The organism is Micromonospora sp. NPDC005197, from assembly GCF_040608295.1.
Taxonomy (GTDB): Bacteria; Actinomycetota; Actinomycetes; order Mycobacteriales; family Micromonosporaceae; genus Micromonospora.
The window spans coordinates 1-17,879 of the sequence record NZ_JBEXHY010000038.1; the positions used below are offsets into that span (position 1 = coordinate 1).

Here is a 17,879-nt window from a genome sequence, read left to right on the forward strand (position 1 = left end):
TTTTTTATAAACCCCGGAGTCTTCCTCCAAACCCGCTTCAAGTTGTGGTTTTCGGGGGAAGCCCGCCCCGCGCAGGGATCAAGCCTGACCGCCCGGAGCGGGGCGGGCTGCCCCGGAAACCCCCAACCGCAACCAAAGATCAGACGTGACGCCGCGACTGCACGATCCGGAACCGGTTGGCCACGTACGCCCCGTCCGTCAGCGCCGAGTTGGCCGCCGCGTTCGCCCCACTGCCGTGGAAGTCGGAGAACGCCGCCGACTGGTTGACGAAGACCCCGCCGGTGAGGTTGCAGGACAGGTGCACCCCGACCTCGACCGCCACCGCCTCGGTGGCGTCCAGCACCGCCTCGTCGGTGGAGTAGACCGCCGCCGTGAGCGCGCCCTTCTCCCCGACCGTCCGGCGCAGCAGTTCCAGGCTGTGGGCTGTGGAGTCGGTGGCGATGGCGAACGAGATCGGCCCGAACCACTCCCGGCCGTACGTCTCGGCGTCGTCCGCGCCCAGCTTCACGATGGTCGGGGTACGCACCACCGCGTCGGCGTACGCCGGGTGGGCCACGGCCCGTGACTCCAGGACCGGCTCACCCACCTTGGTGACCTCGGCCAGCCGCTCCAGCACGCCGTCGTTGACGATGGCGCCGGTCAGCTCGACGCCCCGGGCCGGGTCGGCGGTCAGCTTGCCGACCGCCGCGGCGATCCCGCCGGCCACCTCGTCGAAGCTCTTGTGGCCCTGGTCGGTCTCGATGCCACCGGCGGGGATGAGGATGTTCTGCGAGGTGGTGCACATCTGCCCGCTGTAGAGGGTCAGCGTGAAGCCGAGGTTGCGGCACATGCCGGCGAAGTCGTCGGTGGAGTCGATGACCACCGTGTTCAGCCCGGCCTTCTCGGTGTAGACCGACGCCTGCCGGGCGTGCGTCTCCAGCCAGTCGCCGTACTCGGTGGAGCCGGTGAAGTCGACGATCTTGACGGACCGGTGCAGGGCCAGGTCGCTGGCGAGCTTTTCACCGGGCGCCTCGGCCGCCAGCATGATCAGGTTCGGGTCGAAGCCGGCCTCGGCGAGCACCTCCCGGGCGTACTTCACCGTGACGGCCAGCGGCAGCACCGCGCGCGGGTGCGGCTTGACGATCACCGGGTTGCCGGTGACCAGCGAGGCGAACAGCCCGGGGTACGAGTTCCAGGTCGGGAAGGTGTTGCAGCCGATCACCAGCGCCACCCCACGCGGGACCACGTGGAAGGTCTTGGTCATCCGCAGCGGGTCGCCCTTGCCGGCGGCCTTCTCCCAGCCGGCCGTGCCGGGGTGCCGGGTCATCTCGGCGTACGCGTACGCCAGCGCCTCCAGCGCCCGGTCCAGCGCGTGCGCGCCGCCGGCCTGGAAGGCCATCACGAACGCCTGCCCGCTGGTGAACTGCACCGCGTTGGCCAGCTCGAAGATGTGCTTGTGCAGCCGGTCCAGGATCTCCAGGCAGACGCCCACGCGGGCCTGCGGGCCGGCGTCGCGCCAGACCGGGAGCGCGGCGGAGGCGGCGGCGATCAGCTCGTCGGTGCCGGCGTGCGGGTAACGCACCGCCAGCTCGACCCCGAACGGGCTCGTCTCGGTGGCGATCCGCTCGCCGGCGCCCGGCTGGTCGAGCGGAAAATCACCGCCGAGGTACGCCTCGAAGGCGGCCTTGCCGTCGGCGGCGGCGGTTTCGCCGTACACGCGGGGGCTGGGGGACTCGGGATAGGCGGACCAGTAGCCCCGCTCCGTGATCGCGGTCAGCGCTCGGTTGAGGGTGTCGGCGTGCCTGTCGTACAGGGGATGCGGGGTCTCCGTCATGCCAGCCATCATGCAACAGCCAGGTCCGCGAGCAGTAGGGGCGGATGCCAGACAGAGGTTCATGCCTGAGCCAGGTCCGCGAGCAGTAGCGCCGATACCCGTCAGAGGGTGAGCTGCCAGTTGTTCCAGGCGTCCACCGGGCGGAAGCCAAGCTGCTCGTTGATGGCCACCATGTAGCTGTTGCTGGCCGCGTTCCAGGTGTCGATGACGCGTACCGCCGGCTCGTGGGTGAGCAGGTGGTGCAGGTTCTCCGCCTTGGCGATCAGGCCCAGGCGGTGCCCACGGTGGGCCGGGTCGACGATGGTGATCTGCTGGAAGGCGTGCCAGTCGGCGGAGGCGCCCACGTCGAGCAGGGTCCAGGCGACCAGCCGACCGGACGTTTCGTGCCGCATCCCGAGGTGGTAGCGCCGCCGGCCCCGGGCGTCCAACGCGCGCTCGTTGCCCCGGATGCGCTCGGCGTCCACCTGCTCCGGTTCCCACTGCACGTCACCCATCGGCGCGTCCATCAACAGCCGGCTGTCCAGGTAGGCGATGTCCGCCACGTACTCCTGCGGCGTGGTGCCCTGCCAGCAGACCGACCCGTAGCCCTCGGCCCGCGGCTTGGCCTCGGCGAGCGCCGCCCGCAGGGCGACCCGGTCGATGTCGGCGATCTCCAGCCGGCGTCGCACCTCGGCCAGGGCGGACTGCGCGCCGGTCGAGGCGGCGAACGCGTCGCCCGCCCCGGAACGGGCCGCACCGCCGGGCAGCGCGCGGACGGTCATCGCGACCACCCGCTTGCGGCCGTGCTGGCGCAGCAGACGCACCCCGTACTCGTGCAGTGCCCGGCCGACGCCGCGCCGCCGCAGCTCGGGACGCACCGTCAGCTCGGCGGTGGCGTTGTCGGTGTTGTCGAGCTGCGGCAGGTCGAGCTGGAGGTACCCGGCCGGCACACCGTCCAGCCGGGCCAGCGCCCAGAGCGATCGGGTGCCGGGTGCCGGCGTGTGGAACAGCGCGTCGAAGCGACGCCAGCAGAAGGGCGGGAAGTCCGGAAGGTCGACCTCGTTGGCCGCCACCCCGACCCGGTACGCCTCGTCGACCGCGGCCCGGTCGGCGCCGTCGAACGACGTGATGGTGATGCTCATGCCGGGGAGCCTGACAGGCGGAAAAGCGATGGGGCCAGCGAATTATTCGCTGGCCCCATCGGACGTGGTCGGGAGGGACACTCGCACAACGCCTCCGGCGTTGGGTCGCAAGAACTTCAAAAGTCTCCGGCGAAATGCCCTCCCGCACGGAGCATCTTGCGCCGTCCGGTTCCTGCCGTCAAGTCCAGACCGGCGGGTTTTCCATACTCACAGCTAAAACCCAGTTACTGGCCGGTGGGCCCGGCGCGGCCCCAGAGTCAGCCGAGGAGGCCGGCGTCGCGGGCGGCGCGAAGGCTGGGCTTGATGTGGTGGGTCGGGCCGACCTGACTGGCCACCGCGTCGATGGTCTTCAGGCCCTCGCCGGTGTTGAACACGACCGTCTCGGCCGTCGGGTCGAGCCGCCCGGACTCGATCAGCTTGCGCAGCACCGCCGCGGTCACCCCGCCCGCCGTCTCGGCGAAGACGCCTGTGGTGCGTGCGAGCTGGCGGATGCCGGCGCGGATCTCGTCGTCGTCGGCGTACTCCATCCAACCGCCGGTGCGGCGGACCGCCTCCAGGGCGTAGAGGCCGGCGGCCGGGTCGCCGATGTTGAGCGACTTGGCGATGCCGGTGGGCTTGACCGGGGTGATCGTGTCCGTGTCGGCGTGCAGCGCGGCGGCGATCGGGTTGCAGCCGGCCGACTGGGCCCCGAAGACCTTCCAGCCGCCGGCCGGCGCCTCGACCAGGCCGATCTCGACCAGCTCGGAGAACGCCTTGTCAATCTTGGTGAGCAGCTCACCGCTGGCCATCGGGATGACCACCTGGGCCGGGATACGCCAGCCGAGCTGCTCGGCCACCTCGTAGCCGAGGGTCTTGGAGCCCTCCGCGTAGTACGGCCGGACGTTCACGTTGACGAACGCCGTGTCCTCGAATTCGTCGGTCTCCACAAGCTCACCGCAGAGCCGGTTGACGTCGTCGTACGACCCGTCGATGGCGACCAGTTCGCCGCCGTACACGGCGGTGGTGATGACCTTGCCCTGCTCCAGGTCACTGGGGATGAAGACCACCGAGGGCACACCGGCGCGGGCGGCGTGCGCGGCCACCGAGTTGGCCAGGTTGCCGGTCGACGCGCAGGCGAACCGGGTGAAGCCGAGTGCCTTCGCGGCGGTCAGCGCCACCGAGACGACCCGGTCCTTGAACGAGTGGGTCGGGTTGGCGCTGTCGTCCTTGACCCACAGCGGTGCGGTGATGCCCAGCTCGGCGGCAAGGTGCGGGGCCGCCACCAGCGGGGTCAGCCCCGGGTCGAGGGTGACCCGGGTGGCCGGGTCCTGGCCGGCGGGCAGCAGCGCGGCGTACCGCCAGATGTTCTTCGGGCCCGCCTCGATCTGCTCCCGGGTGACCGTGGCCAGGGCCGCGAGGTCGTAGTCCACTTCCAGGGGGCCGAAACACTCGTAGCAGGCGTGCTGGGCGGCGAGCGGGTAGCGGGCCGAACAGGCGCGACAGACCAGGGCGCGGGCGGGGCTGGCGGAGGTGTCGATGCCGGGGGCGGCGAGCGTCGACGTCATGTCGAGAGTCCTCTCATCTTTCCCCGCATCGCACGGTGCGGCGGGGACGGAATTGGCACCTGCCCCGCGGGTCGCTCAGCGGTGAGCGCGCGGGGTGGTTGCCGGGGCGTCGTCGGGCCGTATCCCTCAGCCCCTCTGGATGAGGTATGCAGTTGTGCCGTCGAGTCTAGGCAACGTTGCCTGTCGCCTCCACCGGGTATCCCAGGGAGTGGGTCAGCGAGCGGCCACCGCCACCGGGTCGACCACCGCGGCCGGGTCGGTGACCGCGGTGGGTCGCGGCAGGGACGACGACCGGGTCCGTGCCCTGGTGGCGAGGTTCGCGGCGACCAGGGCGGCGATGGTGATCGCGGCGCCGACCAGCTCGATCGCCTCCGGCCGGTAGCCGCGGACGATCTGCACGACGAAGGTGGTCACCGGGACCAGGTTCATGAACAGGGCGGCGTTGGCGGCGCCCAGCCGCTGCACGCCGGTGTTCCACGCCAGCACCGCGACGACGGCGGCGACGATCACGGCGTACGCCAACTGTGGGGTGATCGCCACGAGGTCGGCGGCGGCCGGCGCGTGCTGCCACCCGACGGCGTCGGCGCCGATGCTCGCGGCCAGCATGGCGGCCGTGCCGGCGAGCGCGGTCAGCGTGGTGAAGCGCAGCGGCGACCAGGCGCCGAACCGGCTGGCGCCGTGGGTGTAGATGCCCCAGCCGAGCACCGCGCCGATCATCATGAGCCCGCCGAGACCGAACTGGCCGAACCCGACAAGGCTCCCGCGGGTGATCACCAGGCCGACTCCGAGGAGCGCCACCAGGGAGAGTGCCAGCAGGAGCGGCTTCGGTCGTACGCCGTCCCGGGCCCACCGGACCAGCTGGGTGATGACCGGCGTGGTGGCCACGAAGAGGGAGATCTGCTGCGGGGCGGCGTGTTCGAGCGCCAGGTTGGTGAGCAGGTTGAAGCCGGCGAAGCCGACGACGCCGAGCACCACCACCTCGACTCCCCGACCGCCGAGCCGCAGCGCCGCGGGGCCCTCGCGGAACAGCAGGATGGCGACCAGGATGACTGTGGCGAACAGGTAGCGGGCGGTGGTCAGGTTGAGCGGATCGACCCGGCTCAGCGCGCTGGCCAGGATCGGGAACATCGCGCCCCAGGCGAGCACGGCGAGCAGCGGATAGGCGGCGGCGCGGGATCGCATCGGCAGCTCCCTTGTTCGAGTATTTTCGAACCAACGACACCGACCATAGGGTGTTGTTCGAGAGTTGTCGAACAAGGGTTACACTGGTCACATGGAGCCGCACGAACCCGACCTGACCGCCGTACCGGTCACCGCCGTGCTGGCCGCACTCGCCGACGACGTGCGGCTACAGATCGTGCGGGCGCTCGCCGAGGGTGGCGAGGCCGCGTGCGGCAGCTTCGACTTCGGCGTCTCGAAGGCGACCCGCAGTCACCACCTCAAGGTGCTGCGCGAGGCCGGCCTGACCCGGACCCGTGCCGCCGGCACGAGCCGCCTGGTCCGACTGCGCCGCGACGAGGTGGACAAGCTCTACCCCGGCCTGCTGGACGCGGTCCTCGCGCCTCGCCCTCCGGCCTGACCCCTTTACGCACGCGTCGCCGAAGCCGACTCGCCGAGGCTCCGGCGACGCAGTGCGCGGGTGCGGTCAGGCGTTCACCGGGCTGGGGTCCGCCATCGATGGCGTCGGGGCGTCGGCGCGTCGCCGGAAGAGCAACGCGTCGAGTGCCCAGGGCCCGGAGCCGAGCGTGGCGACCAGCAGGAACGACCAGCAGAAGAGGGCTGCCAGCTCACCGCCGTTGCGCAGCGGCAGCAGACCGTCCGGCTGGTGCACGACGAAGTAGGCGTACGCCATCGAGCCGGACGCGAGAAGCGCGGCGGGTCGGGTGAAGAGCCCGACCAGCACCAGCGCGCCGCAGATGAGCTGAATCAGGGCGGCCCACCAGCCCGGCCAGGTGCCGAGCGGTACCGCCTTGCCGGTCATCGGGTTGCCGCCGAACAACCCGAAGACCGAGGAGAGGCCGTGCAGCGTGAACAGCAGTCCGATCACGATGCGGAACAGGGACAGGGTCGGCCCGCCGAGCCGAGAGACGTTCATGGAGACCTCCATCGAAGGGAACAGATCTCTTCCATGGTGGGACCTCAAGGTATCGATGTTAATAAATTCCTTGCTAGTGGGAAGGTCCTCGGCGGAAGCACCTGGAGCCCGAGGGTCGGAGTGGGGCTTTACCTACATGCCCCAAACCTGCCAACCATCGGCGCACTGGGAGCGCTCCCGAGCCCTCAACGTACAGCCTGACCAGATATCCGTGCACCCTGTCGAGCTGCCCCAGCGTGGAGCAGGCGGCTGCTATCGGTCCGGCGAAATGTCAAGTTGCCGACTCGACCCGATAGGCGGGACTGCGGCAGCTCGCAAATGTCGGATAGTGTCCGGTCCGACACGGGGCGCGAGATCGCTTCGCATCGAAGGTCGAGGGCGTGCATGGCGAGCATCGAGGAAGTCAAGGCGGCGCTTGCACAGGCCGCCGAGCAGGGCAACGTCACCCAGCAGCAGATCCGCGCCGCAGTCGAGGCCACCGAGCAGACCTTGGCGCGGCTGCGGGCTGTGGCCGCCGGCACCGGACACCCCGCGCTAGCCGAGGCGATCGCCCGAGCCGAGCAGAGCAAGCAACGCCTCGTGGAGGCGATGACGCTGCTTCAGGGCAGCTCGCAGGCCGCCCGAAACTACATGGGCGTCCTCGGCTAACGGGCTTGGTTGCGCTTCGGCTACTGCTTGACTATAGGGAGAAGGCGTGAGTCGACAGACGTCCCGGCTGATGACGGCGGACAACCTCGGCGCACTGCTGTCGCCCCTTGCCGCCGCGACGACCGTTGGCCGAATCACCTGGACGACGAAGAGTCACGCGACCCGCGCGGGGATCATCCGGGTCGACACCTCGATCGCCGCTCTGGCCCCCTGTCGGCTCAGAATGCTAGTGAACTACCTGAAGCCGAGCGAGCCGCAGGTCCAGTACCTCGCCGGTGACGGCCGGACGGCATTCTCGGCTCGCCGGCTCTGCGTCAACACCCCGCACCGCCCGTTCGCCGGCACCCACAAGCATCGGGTTGAACCGGGCGGCGGTGAGGAGGGCGCCTACGAGCCCGACGACATCCCCGTCGTTCCGCTGCAACCACGGGTGTCACCCGGCACGTACCGTGCGATCCTGGAATCATTCGCTGCGGAATGCTTCGTCGCAATCGGGGCCGACTTTGCCTGGTCAGAGCCGTGGGAGGGATGATCGTGGACGCTAGGACGGTCATCGGCGCGGTGTTGCGAGCCACCAATGACAACACGGTCGCCCATCCGTACGGCGATGGACTGCTGGTCGACCTGCCCCTGTCCTACTGTGACGGCGATGGCGTACGGGTCCTGGTCGAGCCGATGGGCACCGGTTTCCGGGTGAGCGACCGGGCCACTGCGGCCACCATGCTGGCGATGGCCGGGGTGAACATCTCCGCCGGCCGCGCGGCCGAGGCATTCGCCGAGATCACCCGCGGCAGCGGCCTGAACGGCGTCAACGCTGTGCCGGGTGAGCTGGCCACCTTCGGAGCTGCCGATGATGTGGGCCGACTGATCCTCAACGTGGCGCAGGCGTCACTACGTGCCGATCAACTGCGGTGGCTCGCTCCCCGTCAGGCCGGCATGCGCTTCGTCGACCGGGTCACCGATCGGGTCATGCACTGGGCGGGCCGCACTCGCAACCTCCAGCGTGACGCTCCGATCCCGCTTGGTTCCGGACGCAGTCGCCAGGTGACCGTCCGAGTAGCTAACGACGGCAAGGCGGCATACGTGCAGGCGCTCAGTCTGCGGGACCCCGACCAGGCTGCCGAGCACTGCTACCACGTCTTCGGTCTGTCGACGATTGCCAAGGAAAGCAGGATCGCCGCCCTCGCCGGCTCTAAACGAGACTGGCCAGCGGCCATCGTCGCCGAGTTGCAGACGGTCAGCGATGTGGAGTTCTTCGACGACCCGTTCAGCCTTGAGCGGCAACTCGACAAAGTCGTTCCGCCCCCACAGCCCGCTCTGCGGGGCTGACTGCTACTGCGTCCTCAGTCCCGTGACGCGAGTTGAGCTGCCTCTGAAAGCAGCGCCTCTAGCTCGGCGTCGGCAAGATCTTCTTCAGTGAAGATCTTCTGGACCGTCGCCGCCTGGATCCGTCCGATCATTTCGGGGCTGACCGTGTAGTCAAGCGAGGGGTCGATGGTTGCCAGGATCAACGACTCGGCGTCGTCGGGTCGGATCTCAGGGCCGCCCTCGTATTGGGCCCGCAGGTCTGCGACAAACTTGATCACTCCGGCCCGGTCTGCGGTCTCGCCAAATCGTCGATCGACCGCCACAAAGAACAGAGCGGCAAGGAACCTGGGGAAGCCGTCCCAGCCCTCGGCATCGAGCCGGGTGCCGACGGACTCGTTAGCAGCGTAGTCGCCCTGAATCATCGTCCGGACGTAATCGATCAGGTCAGGCTTGATCATCGCTGTCCCGTCTCCTCGCTCGTCGAGTGCGGCCATAGTTCCACATCGCCTTGGCGATCACCGCCACGGCACCGGCCGCCATCACCAGCGCCGTCACGGGGTTGTCGATTTGGGGAGACGCTTGAGCTGGTCCGGGCGAGGCCGTGCCAGTGCTCGATCCGCCGCCATTGTCCTGCCTCAGGAACTTGTAGAACTGCTTTGCGCCACTCTCACTCTTCTTCAAAGCGTCTTCGCTGTCGTCCGCCTTCTGGACCTGCCGTCGCCACAGCGTGTCGGCTTTGCTGCCGCGGGCTTCGGCCTCGGTGACCAGACGCTCGCCGGAGGGCGTGGAGGCGTCGACGGACGGGTCGACTGGTGCGGCCCCGGGGGCGATGACGTTTACGTAGGCGGTGATGTGCCGGGCGGCATCGGCCAGCAGCCGCGCGTAGCGACCGGCTTTGTCCCTGGCGACCTCGGCATCTGCGGCAGCAGCCGCCAGCCGTTGATTGGTGCCACCTCGGCGAGCCTCGGCTAAATGCGCGAGCGCTTGTTCGGCGTCCGCCCGCGCACGCGACGCTGTCACCGCAGCGCTGTCGAGGCTTGCTCGTATCGCCACGAGCTGCGCGACCACCTCGCCTATGCTGGTCATCCGAGCTGCGAGCGGTAGTCGCCTACTTTCTCGGCAACGGCATCGAAGCGGCGGCGAGTCGGTTCTACCTCAGCCTGGGCGGAACGGAGCGCACTGTGGGTGCGGGTCACCTCGGCATGCTGACTGCCTCGGAGGACTCGGGCCGCCTCACTGGTCGCTGATTCGGCCTCAGCAATCGCCCGATCGAGGGTTCGGCGTCCTTGGCGGGCCGACTCGATGGCAGCACCAAGGGTTGCTTTCAGCTCGGCAATGCTCATCGGGCAACCCGTCCTCGGTTGAAGTACACCTGGTGACGGTATCGAGTATCGACACGTATCGCAGTCCCGAGCTGAGGGCTAGTCAGCCACGAAGACGCCCAGCCCTTGGTGGCCGTACAAACTCACCGGTCTCGATCAGGATCGTGATGGCTTGCCGGACAGTGGACTGGCTGCCGACGTTGTACAGGTCCGCCAACTCCTTGGTCGAGGGCAGTTTGTGCCCAGGCGGCCACTTGCCGTCGGCGATACGCCTCCTGATGTCGGCGATGATCCGCCGGTAGTGCGGCTCGAACTTCCGTGGTGAGGGCATGCGAGGTACTCCTGGCTAGGCATCCCAACGTCGAAGGACAAGCTCAAGGCTCACCTGCGCACGATCCGGCCGTCACGACGTGCCAGGGTTCTGCTCCTTGACGAACACCCCGCGCCCTGGCGCGCCGACCACGACGCCACGGTCACGCAGGAGCGCCACAGCGCGCGCAGCGGTCGAGAACGACACCGAGTAGAGGTCACCGATCTGCGTGTACGACGGCAGCTTGGCACCCGGCTGGTATTCGCCAGACTCGATGCGAGCGGTGATGTCCGCAGCGATGTCGACGTAGCTCAGCGGGATTGCGGGCATGAGTGGTCCTCCCGGGTTGGCAGCCCCATCTGATCACGCCGCGCGACTCGCCCTCAAGAACATGGTTGACCTATGTCACTAAGTGCAATACCGTTTTTATGAGCCGCCCGGGTTGGCACCAGGGCTGGTTCACCCTCCGGGCAGCCCCGGAATCGAGCTGGGGCAGCGCGCATGGCGGTTCAGGTGTCCCCCATCTGGGCTGGTTGCCGCGCTGCCCCGGCACCCCGACGACCCACGAGGAGGCCCAAACGATGACCGTGACCGAGGCGAGTGCCGCCTGGGAGGTCGAGCAGGTGGCCGGCGAGCTGCACGAGACGTACCTCGCGGTGGCTGCCGCGACAGTCCTGTTGGAGCGGACCAGCGTGGGCTGCGCCCACCCGGCGATCCGGCACGCGCGGCGTCGCGGAGACGACGCGCTCGACCTGGCCGGCGATGCGCAACGGCAGCTCAGCGACGGTGTGAGTCGGCTGCGCACTGCGGCCGGCCAGCCCAGCATCGGGGACCTGGTCGAGGTGCTGGACACCGCCCGCGACCAGTTCAGTGCCGCCGCCGCGCGAGTCGGTCAGCTTCCGGCGCGGATCACCACAGTTCGGCAGCAGCTCGCCGACGCCGGCCAGCCCGACCTGGCCGCCGAGGCGGCGAGCGGGCAGTGGTCCCGGGCCGCCGAACAGCTCGACCTGATGGCCGAGAGCCTGACGGCGGCCGTGGAGGCACTGACGTCGTACACCGAAGGGTTGTCCGGAGCGACCACCTGAAGCCGGCCCGGGGCGGGTGCCGGGCTCCGGCCGGCGCGGGTCCGGACTCCCGCCGGCCGCCCCCGCCCGCCTCGGCGCCACCGCAGCGAAGGGGAAACCATGACGGAGTACGAGGTACCGCCCCGCTGGATCGTGCATCTGCCCACGACGCTGACCAGCGTGGAGGGCGCGCGGGCGCTGGCCGAGGCGCTGCGCGGCTCGCTCGGTCACGTCACCGTCATCGACTTCGGGGAGACGACGCTGAGCGAGGAGGACCGCCAGTTCGTGCGTACCCGGGTCTGGTGCGACCACTTTCTCCCTGGCGGCGGTCGCTGCGCCCTGCCGGCGGACCATGCCGGCGGGTCGTGTCGGGCCGACCGCGGCAGCCCGTGAAAACATGCTCGGATGAGTCCCGAGAGTCGCCGCCGGAAGCGCGCCAAGCCCAGTCGGTCGGGCCAGCAGGTCCTGCTGCGGGCCAGTCCCGCCGAAGCCGGTCAATGCGACTGCCCGGCGTGCTCGGATGCTGACTTCGACCCGCAGAACTTCGTCGACGACTTGGTCGGCGAGGGTGCCAACCTGGTCAAGGCGGATGATCCGATCGAGGCCGAGTTGTTCGCCGCGACGTTCCTCTCCGCCGGTGACCTCGCCCCCGAGGATTTCGCCGAGGCGCTCAACGAGGGCCTGCTGCCGGCCGTCGCCAACATCGCTACGCCCGAAGCGCTCGCGGTCCTGCTCGCGATCGACGCCGTCCGGGAGGGCACCGTCGCCGGGGCCGCCGCCCAACGTCTGCTGGACGCAGGCGTGGCAGCGCCGAGTTGGGCCAGTGAGCTGCGCCAGCCCGTGCGGGTCGGCCCCTGTCGACGGTTCGCTGATCCGGCGGGCAGCGCGTCCATGCTCGTCTGCGACTTCGAGCGGGCCGGTCGATCGTACGGCTTCGTCGTCCACGTCGACCACCTCGACTGTGACGCGGCGGCCGACATCGTGTTCTTTCCCGCCGACGCCCTGGACAAGGTTGTCACCACCATCGCGGAGAACGGCCGTCGTGCCGATCTGACAATCGCCGAGGAATTGTTGGACCCGGCCGAGTTTCGGTGGCAGGTCGAACGGGCCCTCGACGCCCGTGCCGACCACGACCAGGAACGCGACCTCTCCGAGCTCGAAGACGAACTCGCCGACGAGGACGGGCCGGACTACCACCTGCTGGCGGTGCTGCTGCGGGCCCGGATCCGTACGCTGCCCGAGCCGAACCGGCCACCGGCCGAGCACGACGCCGACACCCGTCAGCCCACCCTCGATCTGCTGGAGATGATCAGCCAGATCGCCGGGCAGGCGCAGCAGATCCAGAGCCGCACACGACGGGGCAGCGCTGGGCGGAAGCTGCCGGCGAAACGGAAGAAGTCCGGCCCGGCCGCGCCGATCTACCAGCTCAAGGTGGGTCTGCGGGGGGCGAAGCCGCCGATCTGGCGGCGTTTGGAAGTGCCTGCCGACACCAGCCTGGCCGGCCTGCACGACATCATCCAGGTGGCTTTCGGCTGGCACGACTCCCACCTGCACGTCTTCAATACCGCGTACGGCGACTTCGGGGTCGCCGATCGGGAGCTGGGCCACCGCGCCGAAGCCCCGGTGACCCTGGAACAGGTGGCGCCCGGAGTCGGTGACCGGTTCCGGTACACGTACGACTTCGGCGACGACTGGGAACACGAGATCGTCGTGGAGAAGGTGCTACCTCGCCAGCCCGTCGCGTACCCGCGGTGCACCGGCGGGCGGCGGGCAGCGCCGCCGGAGGACTGCGGCGGCATCTGGGGCTACGCCGAACTGGTCGAGGTGTTGAGCGATCCGAGCCACCCCGAGCACCGCGAGCGGCTGGACTGGCTCGGACTGGCCTCGGCCGCCGAGTTCGAGCCCGCTCGCTTCGACTCCACCGAGATCACTCGGGCCCTGACCGAAGGGCGCGACGGGTGACCGATCCTGCCGGCGATCTCATCCTCTACCGCGCCGACGACGGCGGGTCCGTCGTCCAACTGCGGGCGACCAGGGGGACCGTCTGGCTGACATAAGCGAGGGCGGCGACACACGCTCAGCGAGGACCCAACCGAGTGATCCACTCCAGGTCGGCGATGTGGCGGCATTCGGCCGCCGGGAAAGCCCCACTTCGCCGATCGGGCGAGCGGCGACAGGCCGGACACCCCCACATCGGCGATCTGGCGGGAGAACGGCGGGAGGGCGGCGGCCGGCCGCGCCGGTGGGCGAGGATCGAGGGATGATTTTTCGGAACGCCGTCGGGCGACGGGTCGGCGTGGCGGGCGCACTGGTTCTCGCGCTCACCGCCTGCGTCCCTCGCGATCACGCGGGGCAGGGCGGCGACCCCACCGGCCCGCCGCCCAAGCCCACCTCCGCGCCCAGCGCCAGCCCGTCGGCGAGTATCGACCCGGTGGCCGAGTGCCCGGCGTCCGGCGTCCGAATCCGATCGACCGGAGGAGACGCGGCGATGGGGCTGCGCGCGCTCGGCCTGGAACTGGTCAACTGCGGCGACCGCCCCTACCGGCTCAACGGCTACCCGGTGCTGTGGGTCCTGAACGAGCAGCGCAAGCCGATCATCCTGCGGGTGGTGAACGGGGCGAAGGAGATCACCTCGGGCTTCGATCAGCCGCCGCAGCCGGTCACGCTGCGCAAGGGCGAGAGGGCCGTCGCCACAGTCCTCTGGCGCAACCTGGTCACCGATTCGACAGTGGTGGCCACCGCCGGGGCGTACCTGACGGTCGCGCCCGCCGCCGGTCAGCCGGCCGAGGAGGTCGACCCGGACGGCCCGATCGACGTGGGCAACACGGGCCGGATCGGCGTCAGCGCCTGGCGGAAGGCTACGACGTGATGTCCTTGCGGGTGAACCGCCAGAACGCCAACCCCCAGAACAGCGTCGCGTAGCTGATCGCGGAGATGCAGCCGCGTACCACGTCGTCGGTCTGCACCGGCGTGGAGAGCAGCCCCAGCCAGGCGGTGCTGAAGTGGGTGGGCAGGAAGTCGCGCAGGCCCCCCAGGGCGGTGATCTGGTCCAGGATGCTGGACAGGATCCAGAGCAGGACCGCTCCGCCGACCGCGCCGAGCGCGGCGTCCGTCGTCACCGACAGCAGGAACGCCAGGCCGGCCACCACCAGGAGTACGACCGCCAGGTAGCCGAGCACGGCCAGCAGCCGGAGCAGCCCCTCGGTCGGCTCCAGCTCGGCGGCGACCGTGCTGCGCAGTGGCGACCAGCCGTAGCGCAGGGTCCCGGCGAGCAGGGCGGTGCCGGCCAGCAGCAGCAGGGCCAGCCCCGAGTACGCGAGCGCGACCACCAGCTTCACCGTGAGCAGCCGGGCCCGGGGCACCGGGATCGCGAGCAGGTAGCGCAGGCTGCCCCAGCTCGCCTCGCTGGCCACCGTGTCGCCGCAGAACAGCGCGACGACCACGACCAGCAGGAACGACGCCGACACGAAGATCGAGAAGAGGGTGAAGTTGAGCCCGCCGGAGGTGGCCAGGTCGACCAGGCTGGCGAACTCGTTGTTGCCGTTGTCGTCGTCGCCACCCGAGTTGAACTGGAACGCGACCAGGATGATCAGCGGCAGCAGCACCATGAACCCGAGCGCCAGCTGGGTCCGCCGCCGGGACGCCTGCCGGCGGAACTCCGCCACGAAGGGCATGGTGGCCGAGGGTCGGTAGCCCCGGGCCGCACCGGCCGGGTCGGTGACGCCCACCGGCGCCTCGACGGAAGATCCAGCCATCACCGGTCACCGCTTCCCCGAGAGTTCTCGCCCACCAGGGCGAGGAACGCGTCCTCCAGGCGCCGCCGGGGCACCACCCGGTCCACCCCGATGCCGGCGCGCACCAGCTCCGCCACCACCTCGCTGCGGGCCGTGCCGTTGGTGTCGACCACCAGTTGGCCGTCGCTCTCCGGCAGCACCCGTACGCCGTGCAGCCGGTCCAGCACCGCCCGCGCCGCCACCGGATCGGTGACGTCGAACAGCACGCTCGGCGACTCGCCGACGATCTCCTGCACCGGCCCGGACGCCACGATCCGGCCCTTGTTCACCACCACGGCGTGCGTGCAGGTCTGCTCCACCTCGGCCAGCAGGTGGCTGGAGACCAGCACCGCGCGGCCGTCGGTGGCGTACCGCTGGAGGACCCGGCGCATCTCGGCGATCTGCGGCGGGTCGAGCCCGTCGGTCGGCTCGTCCAGCACCAGCAGCTCGGGAAGGCCGAGCATGGCCTGGGCGATGGCGAGCCGCTGGCGCATGCCGTGGCTGTAATTCTTGATCTTCCGGTGCACCGAGTCGCCCAGCCCGGCGATTTCCAGGGCCGTGTCGAAGTGCGCGTCCTCGGCCGGCCGTCCGGTGGCCTTCCAGTACGCCCTCAGGTTGTCCAGACCGGACAGGTGCGGCAGGAAGCCGGGCCCCTCCACCAGCGCGCCGATCCGGGACAGCACCGGCGAGCCGGGCACCAGCCGACGACCGAAGACGTAGATCTCCCCAGCGGTCGGCTGGGTCAGCCCCATCAGCACCCGCAGGGTGGTGGTCTTGCCGGCGCCGTTCGGCCCGAGCAGACCCACCACCTGACCGGGGTGCACCTCGAAGTCCACGTTCGACACCGCGACGAAGCCGTCCGCGTACTCCTTGCGCAGCGCGCGCACGGCCAGCGGGGTGTCCGCGTACTCCGGATGCACCGAGCGGTCCTGGCGGCGGTGCCGGCGGCGGACCACGGCCACGACCACGACGAGCCCGATCACGATGGCGGCGAGCAGGCCGGCGAGCACCCAGCGCCAGAGCGTCGCCGCGGTGGGGATCGGCTCCCCGCTGACCGTGGGCAGGCTGACCGCGCCGTCCGCGGCCACCGTGTAGACGGTCGGCTCGGCGGGCGTGGTGTACGCCTGGTCGGAGCTGGCCACCACCAGTCGCAGCCGGTGCCCGGCCTCGACGCGGCGGACGATCCCGGGCAGCGTCACGGTGACCGGGCGGGCGTCCTGCACCCGCTGCGGCAGGCCGGTGAGCCGGACCGGGGCGACCAGCCCGTTCGGCAGCGTGGCCGCGCCCTCGGGGTCGACGTCGTAGAGCTTGACGAAGAGCACCGCCTCCCCGGTCGGCGAGGCGGCCCGCACGGTGACGGTGGGTGCGCCCGCCACGTCCACCGCCTCGGTCAGCGGCGCCGACTCGAAGCGCGCGTGCTGGCCGGGCACGTCGCCGGCCACCCCGTCCAGCAGCGAGGTGAGGCCACCGGCGAAGGGGATCGAGGAGATGGCGGCCGGGTTGCCGTTCGGCGGGTTCGCGATCGGCTGCGCCGGACCGGCGACAGTCACCTCCCGGCGGGCGTTGCCGGCGAGGCCCGGATAGTCGGCGCGGCGGAAGCCGGTGGCGACCAGGCCCCGGTCGAGCGCGTCGAAGCCGGCGATCCGCGACCAGGTGAAGTCGTCGCCGGGCGCGTCCCCCTCGCCCTTGACGTAGTGGTCGAGCCACTGGACGGTCAGGAACTTCACCCGGTCTTCGTCCGAGCGGGGTCCACTGCCACCGTCGTGCCCCCCGGTGAACCAGGCGACCCGGACCGGGGTGCCGGCGGCGGCGATGCCCTTCGCGTTCGCGTCCGCCTCACCGAGCGGAAAGAGGGTGTCCGCCTCACCCTGCACCAGCAGGGTGGGGGCCTTGATCCGGTCCAGCACGCCCGCCGGGCTGGACCGGCGCAGCAGGTCCACGGCGGCCTGGTCGGCGCGGCCGGCGGTGGCGATCCGCAGGTACGCGGCGCACACGTCGGCGGCGAATCGCCCGCAGGACGGGTCGGCGGCGCCGGCCGGGGCTCCACCGGGAGCCGTGCCCGGGCCCTCGCCCGGCCCCGGGCTGGGCGGGCCGGCCGATGCCGGCGCCCCCTCGGGCTGGGCTGCGGTCGCCCCGGAGAGCCCGGCCGGGCCACTGCCCACGTTGCCGCCCCCACCGAAGAAGAGACCCGCCCAGCCCTTCTTGAACACGCCCTCGGTCGGTGCCGCACCGGTGCTCTCCGGCAGGAACGCCCGGGACAGGTCATTCCAGGTGATCATGGGGACGATCGCGTCCACCCGACGGTCCTGGGCGGCCAGCAGCAGCGCCAACCCGCCGCCGTACGAGCCGCCGACCACGCCGACCTTCGGATCGCCGGGGGCGTCGGTGCGCACCTCGGGCCGGGCGGCCAGCCAGTCCAGCAGCCGCTCGGCGTCGCGCACCTCGTAGTCCGGGTTGTCCAGGTGGATCTCGCCGCCGCTGCGGCCGAAGCCCCGCGCGGTCCAGGTGAGCACCGCGTAGCCGCGCCCGGCGAACTCCTCGGCGTCCGAGCGCACCGACTCCTTGGTCCCGCCGAACCCGTGCGCCAGCAGCACCGCCGGCACCTTCCGACCGGACGACGCCCCGGTCGGGAGGTAGAGGGTCGTGTCCAGGTCGACGGGCTGGTCTCCGGACGGTCCGGAGCGGACGGTGAGCATCGCGCTCTGGGTGCGTACGCCCGATTCCCGCGGCCACACCGCCCAACCGACGGCGGCCGCCAGCAGCACGACGACCGCCGCCGCGGCGATCGCGCGGCGGCGGGTGGGCAGGGCACGCCGGAACCACGCGGCCGGCGACGGCGATCTCATGCGGCACACGGTACGGGCCGCAGGCTGAGCGTTGG

General features: G+C 70.6%; 19 protein-coding genes and 1 riboswitch. Of the genes, 8 read left to right on the top strand and 11 right to left on the bottom strand.

What is annotated here, in order from left to right; translation table 11 throughout:
* Positions 1 to 139: 139 nt before the first annotated feature.
* From paaN to ABZU46_RS15280, 4 genes are all read right to left on the bottom strand, one after another.
* The gene (gene paaN, locus ABZU46_RS15265; RefSeq protein ID WP_354857999.1) at positions 140 to 1,813 is read right to left on the bottom strand and encodes a phenylacetic acid degradation protein PaaN; all 1,674 of its coding nucleotides are present in this window, start codon (positions 1,811 to 1,813) and stop codon (positions 140 to 142) included.
* Positions 1,814 to 1,914: 101 nt separating this feature from the next.
* Complete coding sequence (locus tag ABZU46_RS15270; protein WP_354858002.1) at positions 1,915 to 2,934, bottom strand: GNAT family N-acetyltransferase; 1,020 nt, start codon at positions 2,932 to 2,934, stop codon at positions 1,915 to 1,917.
* Between the two features lie 257 nt (positions 2,935 to 3,191).
* Positions 3,192 to 4,478: a threonine synthase gene (gene thrC, locus ABZU46_RS15275; protein WP_354858004.1), complete on the bottom strand. Its 1,287-nt coding sequence runs from the start codon at positions 4,476 to 4,478 to the stop codon at positions 3,192 to 3,194.
* A gap of 10 nt (positions 4,479 to 4,488) precedes the next feature.
* Positions 4,489 to 4,624, bottom strand: a riboswitch (SAM riboswitch).
* A gap of 67 nt (positions 4,625 to 4,691) precedes the next feature.
* Positions 4,692 to 5,660 carry a DMT family transporter gene (locus tag ABZU46_RS15280; protein WP_354858006.1) on the bottom strand — a complete coding sequence of 323 codons (969 nt, stop codon included), beginning with the start codon at positions 5,658 to 5,660 and terminating at the stop codon, positions 4,692 to 4,694.
* A gap of 91 nt (positions 5,661 to 5,751) precedes the next feature.
* On the opposite strand from ABZU46_RS15280, the gene ABZU46_RS15285 reads away from it, so the two are divergent.
* A complete protein-coding gene (locus tag ABZU46_RS15285; protein WP_354858009.1) occupies positions 5,752 to 6,057 on the top strand; it encodes a metalloregulator ArsR/SmtB family transcription factor in 306 nt (101 codons plus the stop codon).
* A 66-nt stretch (positions 6,058 to 6,123) separates the two neighbouring features.
* Here ABZU46_RS15285 and ABZU46_RS15290 read toward each other — a convergent pair whose 3' ends face one another.
* Positions 6,124 to 6,573, bottom strand: a complete 450-nt coding sequence (locus tag ABZU46_RS15290; RefSeq protein WP_354858012.1) for a DoxX family protein — start codon at positions 6,571 to 6,573, stop codon at positions 6,124 to 6,126.
* A 384-nt stretch (positions 6,574 to 6,957) separates the two neighbouring features.
* On the opposite strand from ABZU46_RS15290, the gene ABZU46_RS15295 reads away from it, so the two are divergent.
* The 3 genes from ABZU46_RS15295 (at position 6,958) to ABZU46_RS15305 (ending at position 8,550) form a co-directional block, all read left to right on the top strand.
* Positions 6,958 to 7,221 carry a hypothetical protein gene (locus ABZU46_RS15295; RefSeq protein WP_354858013.1) on the top strand — a complete coding sequence of 88 codons (264 nt, stop codon included), beginning with the start codon at positions 6,958 to 6,960 and terminating at the stop codon, positions 7,219 to 7,221.
* A 70-nt stretch (positions 7,222 to 7,291) separates the two neighbouring features.
* A complete protein-coding gene (locus ABZU46_RS15300; RefSeq protein WP_354858015.1) occupies positions 7,292 to 7,753 on the top strand; it encodes a hypothetical protein in 462 nt (153 codons plus the stop codon).
* A gap of 2 nt (positions 7,754 to 7,755) precedes the next feature.
* The gene (locus ABZU46_RS15305) at positions 7,756 to 8,550 is read left to right on the top strand and encodes a hypothetical protein (protein WP_354858017.1); all 795 of its coding nucleotides are present in this window, start codon (positions 7,756 to 7,758) and stop codon (positions 8,548 to 8,550) included.
* A gap of 14 nt (positions 8,551 to 8,564) precedes the next feature.
* On the opposite strand, the gene ABZU46_RS15310 is transcribed toward ABZU46_RS15305, so the two are convergent.
* The 4 genes from ABZU46_RS15310 to ABZU46_RS15325 all read right to left on the bottom strand — a co-directional run bounded on the left by ABZU46_RS15310 (position 8,565) and on the right by ABZU46_RS15325 (position 10,491).
* Positions 8,565 to 8,987, bottom strand: coding sequence for a hypothetical protein (locus ABZU46_RS15310; RefSeq protein WP_354858020.1), 423 nt, complete (start codon positions 8,985 to 8,987; stop codon positions 8,565 to 8,567).
* Positions 8,974 to 9,597: a hypothetical protein gene (locus ABZU46_RS15315; protein WP_354858022.1), complete on the bottom strand. Its 624-nt coding sequence runs from the start codon at positions 9,595 to 9,597 to the stop codon at positions 8,974 to 8,976. The genes ABZU46_RS15310 and ABZU46_RS15315 overlap by 14 nt, the downstream gene beginning before the upstream one ends.
* Positions 9,598 to 9,954: 357 nt before the next feature.
* Entirely contained in the window at positions 9,955 to 10,182 is a 228-nt protein-coding gene (locus tag ABZU46_RS15320) for a GntR family transcriptional regulator (protein ID WP_354858024.1), read from the bottom strand.
* Positions 10,183 to 10,254: 72 nt separating this feature from the next.
* A complete protein-coding gene (locus ABZU46_RS15325) occupies positions 10,255 to 10,491 on the bottom strand; it encodes a winged helix-turn-helix domain-containing protein (RefSeq protein WP_354858026.1) in 237 nt (78 codons plus the stop codon).
* A gap of 251 nt (positions 10,492 to 10,742) precedes the next feature.
* On the opposite strand from ABZU46_RS15325, the gene ABZU46_RS15330 reads away from it, so the two are divergent.
* The 4 genes from ABZU46_RS15330 (at position 10,743) to ABZU46_RS15345 (ending at position 14,094) form a co-directional block, all read left to right on the top strand.
* Positions 10,743 to 11,246: a hypothetical protein gene (locus tag ABZU46_RS15330; RefSeq protein WP_354858028.1), complete on the top strand. Its 504-nt coding sequence runs from the start codon at positions 10,743 to 10,745 to the stop codon at positions 11,244 to 11,246.
* 99 nt (positions 11,247 to 11,345) lie between these two features.
* On the top strand, positions 11,346 to 11,618 hold the full coding sequence (locus ABZU46_RS15335) for a hypothetical protein (protein ID WP_354858030.1): 273 nt from the start codon (positions 11,346 to 11,348) through the stop codon (positions 11,616 to 11,618).
* 12 nt (positions 11,619 to 11,630) lie between these two features.
* Positions 11,631 to 13,187 (top strand): plasmid pRiA4b ORF-3 family protein, encoded by a 1,557-nt coding sequence (locus ABZU46_RS15340; protein ID WP_354858032.1) that lies wholly within the window; start codon positions 11,631 to 11,633, stop codon positions 13,185 to 13,187.
* Between the two features lie 298 nt (positions 13,188 to 13,485).
* The gene (locus ABZU46_RS15345) at positions 13,486 to 14,094 is read left to right on the top strand and encodes a DUF4232 domain-containing protein (RefSeq protein ID WP_354858035.1); all 609 of its coding nucleotides are present in this window, start codon (positions 13,486 to 13,488) and stop codon (positions 14,092 to 14,094) included.
* Here ABZU46_RS15345 and ABZU46_RS15350 read toward each other — a convergent pair.
* Positions 14,084 to 14,980 carry an ABC transporter permease subunit gene (locus tag ABZU46_RS15350; RefSeq protein ID WP_354858036.1) on the bottom strand — a complete coding sequence of 299 codons (897 nt, stop codon included), beginning with the start codon at positions 14,978 to 14,980 and terminating at the stop codon, positions 14,084 to 14,086. The genes ABZU46_RS15345 and ABZU46_RS15350 overlap by 11 nt on opposite strands.
* A complete protein-coding gene (locus tag ABZU46_RS15355) occupies positions 14,980 to 17,844 on the bottom strand; it encodes an alpha/beta fold hydrolase (RefSeq protein WP_354858039.1) in 2,865 nt (954 codons plus the stop codon). Before ABZU46_RS15355 ends, ABZU46_RS15350 begins: the two co-directional genes overlap by 1 nt.
* Positions 17,845 to 17,879 lie beyond the last annotated feature (35 nt).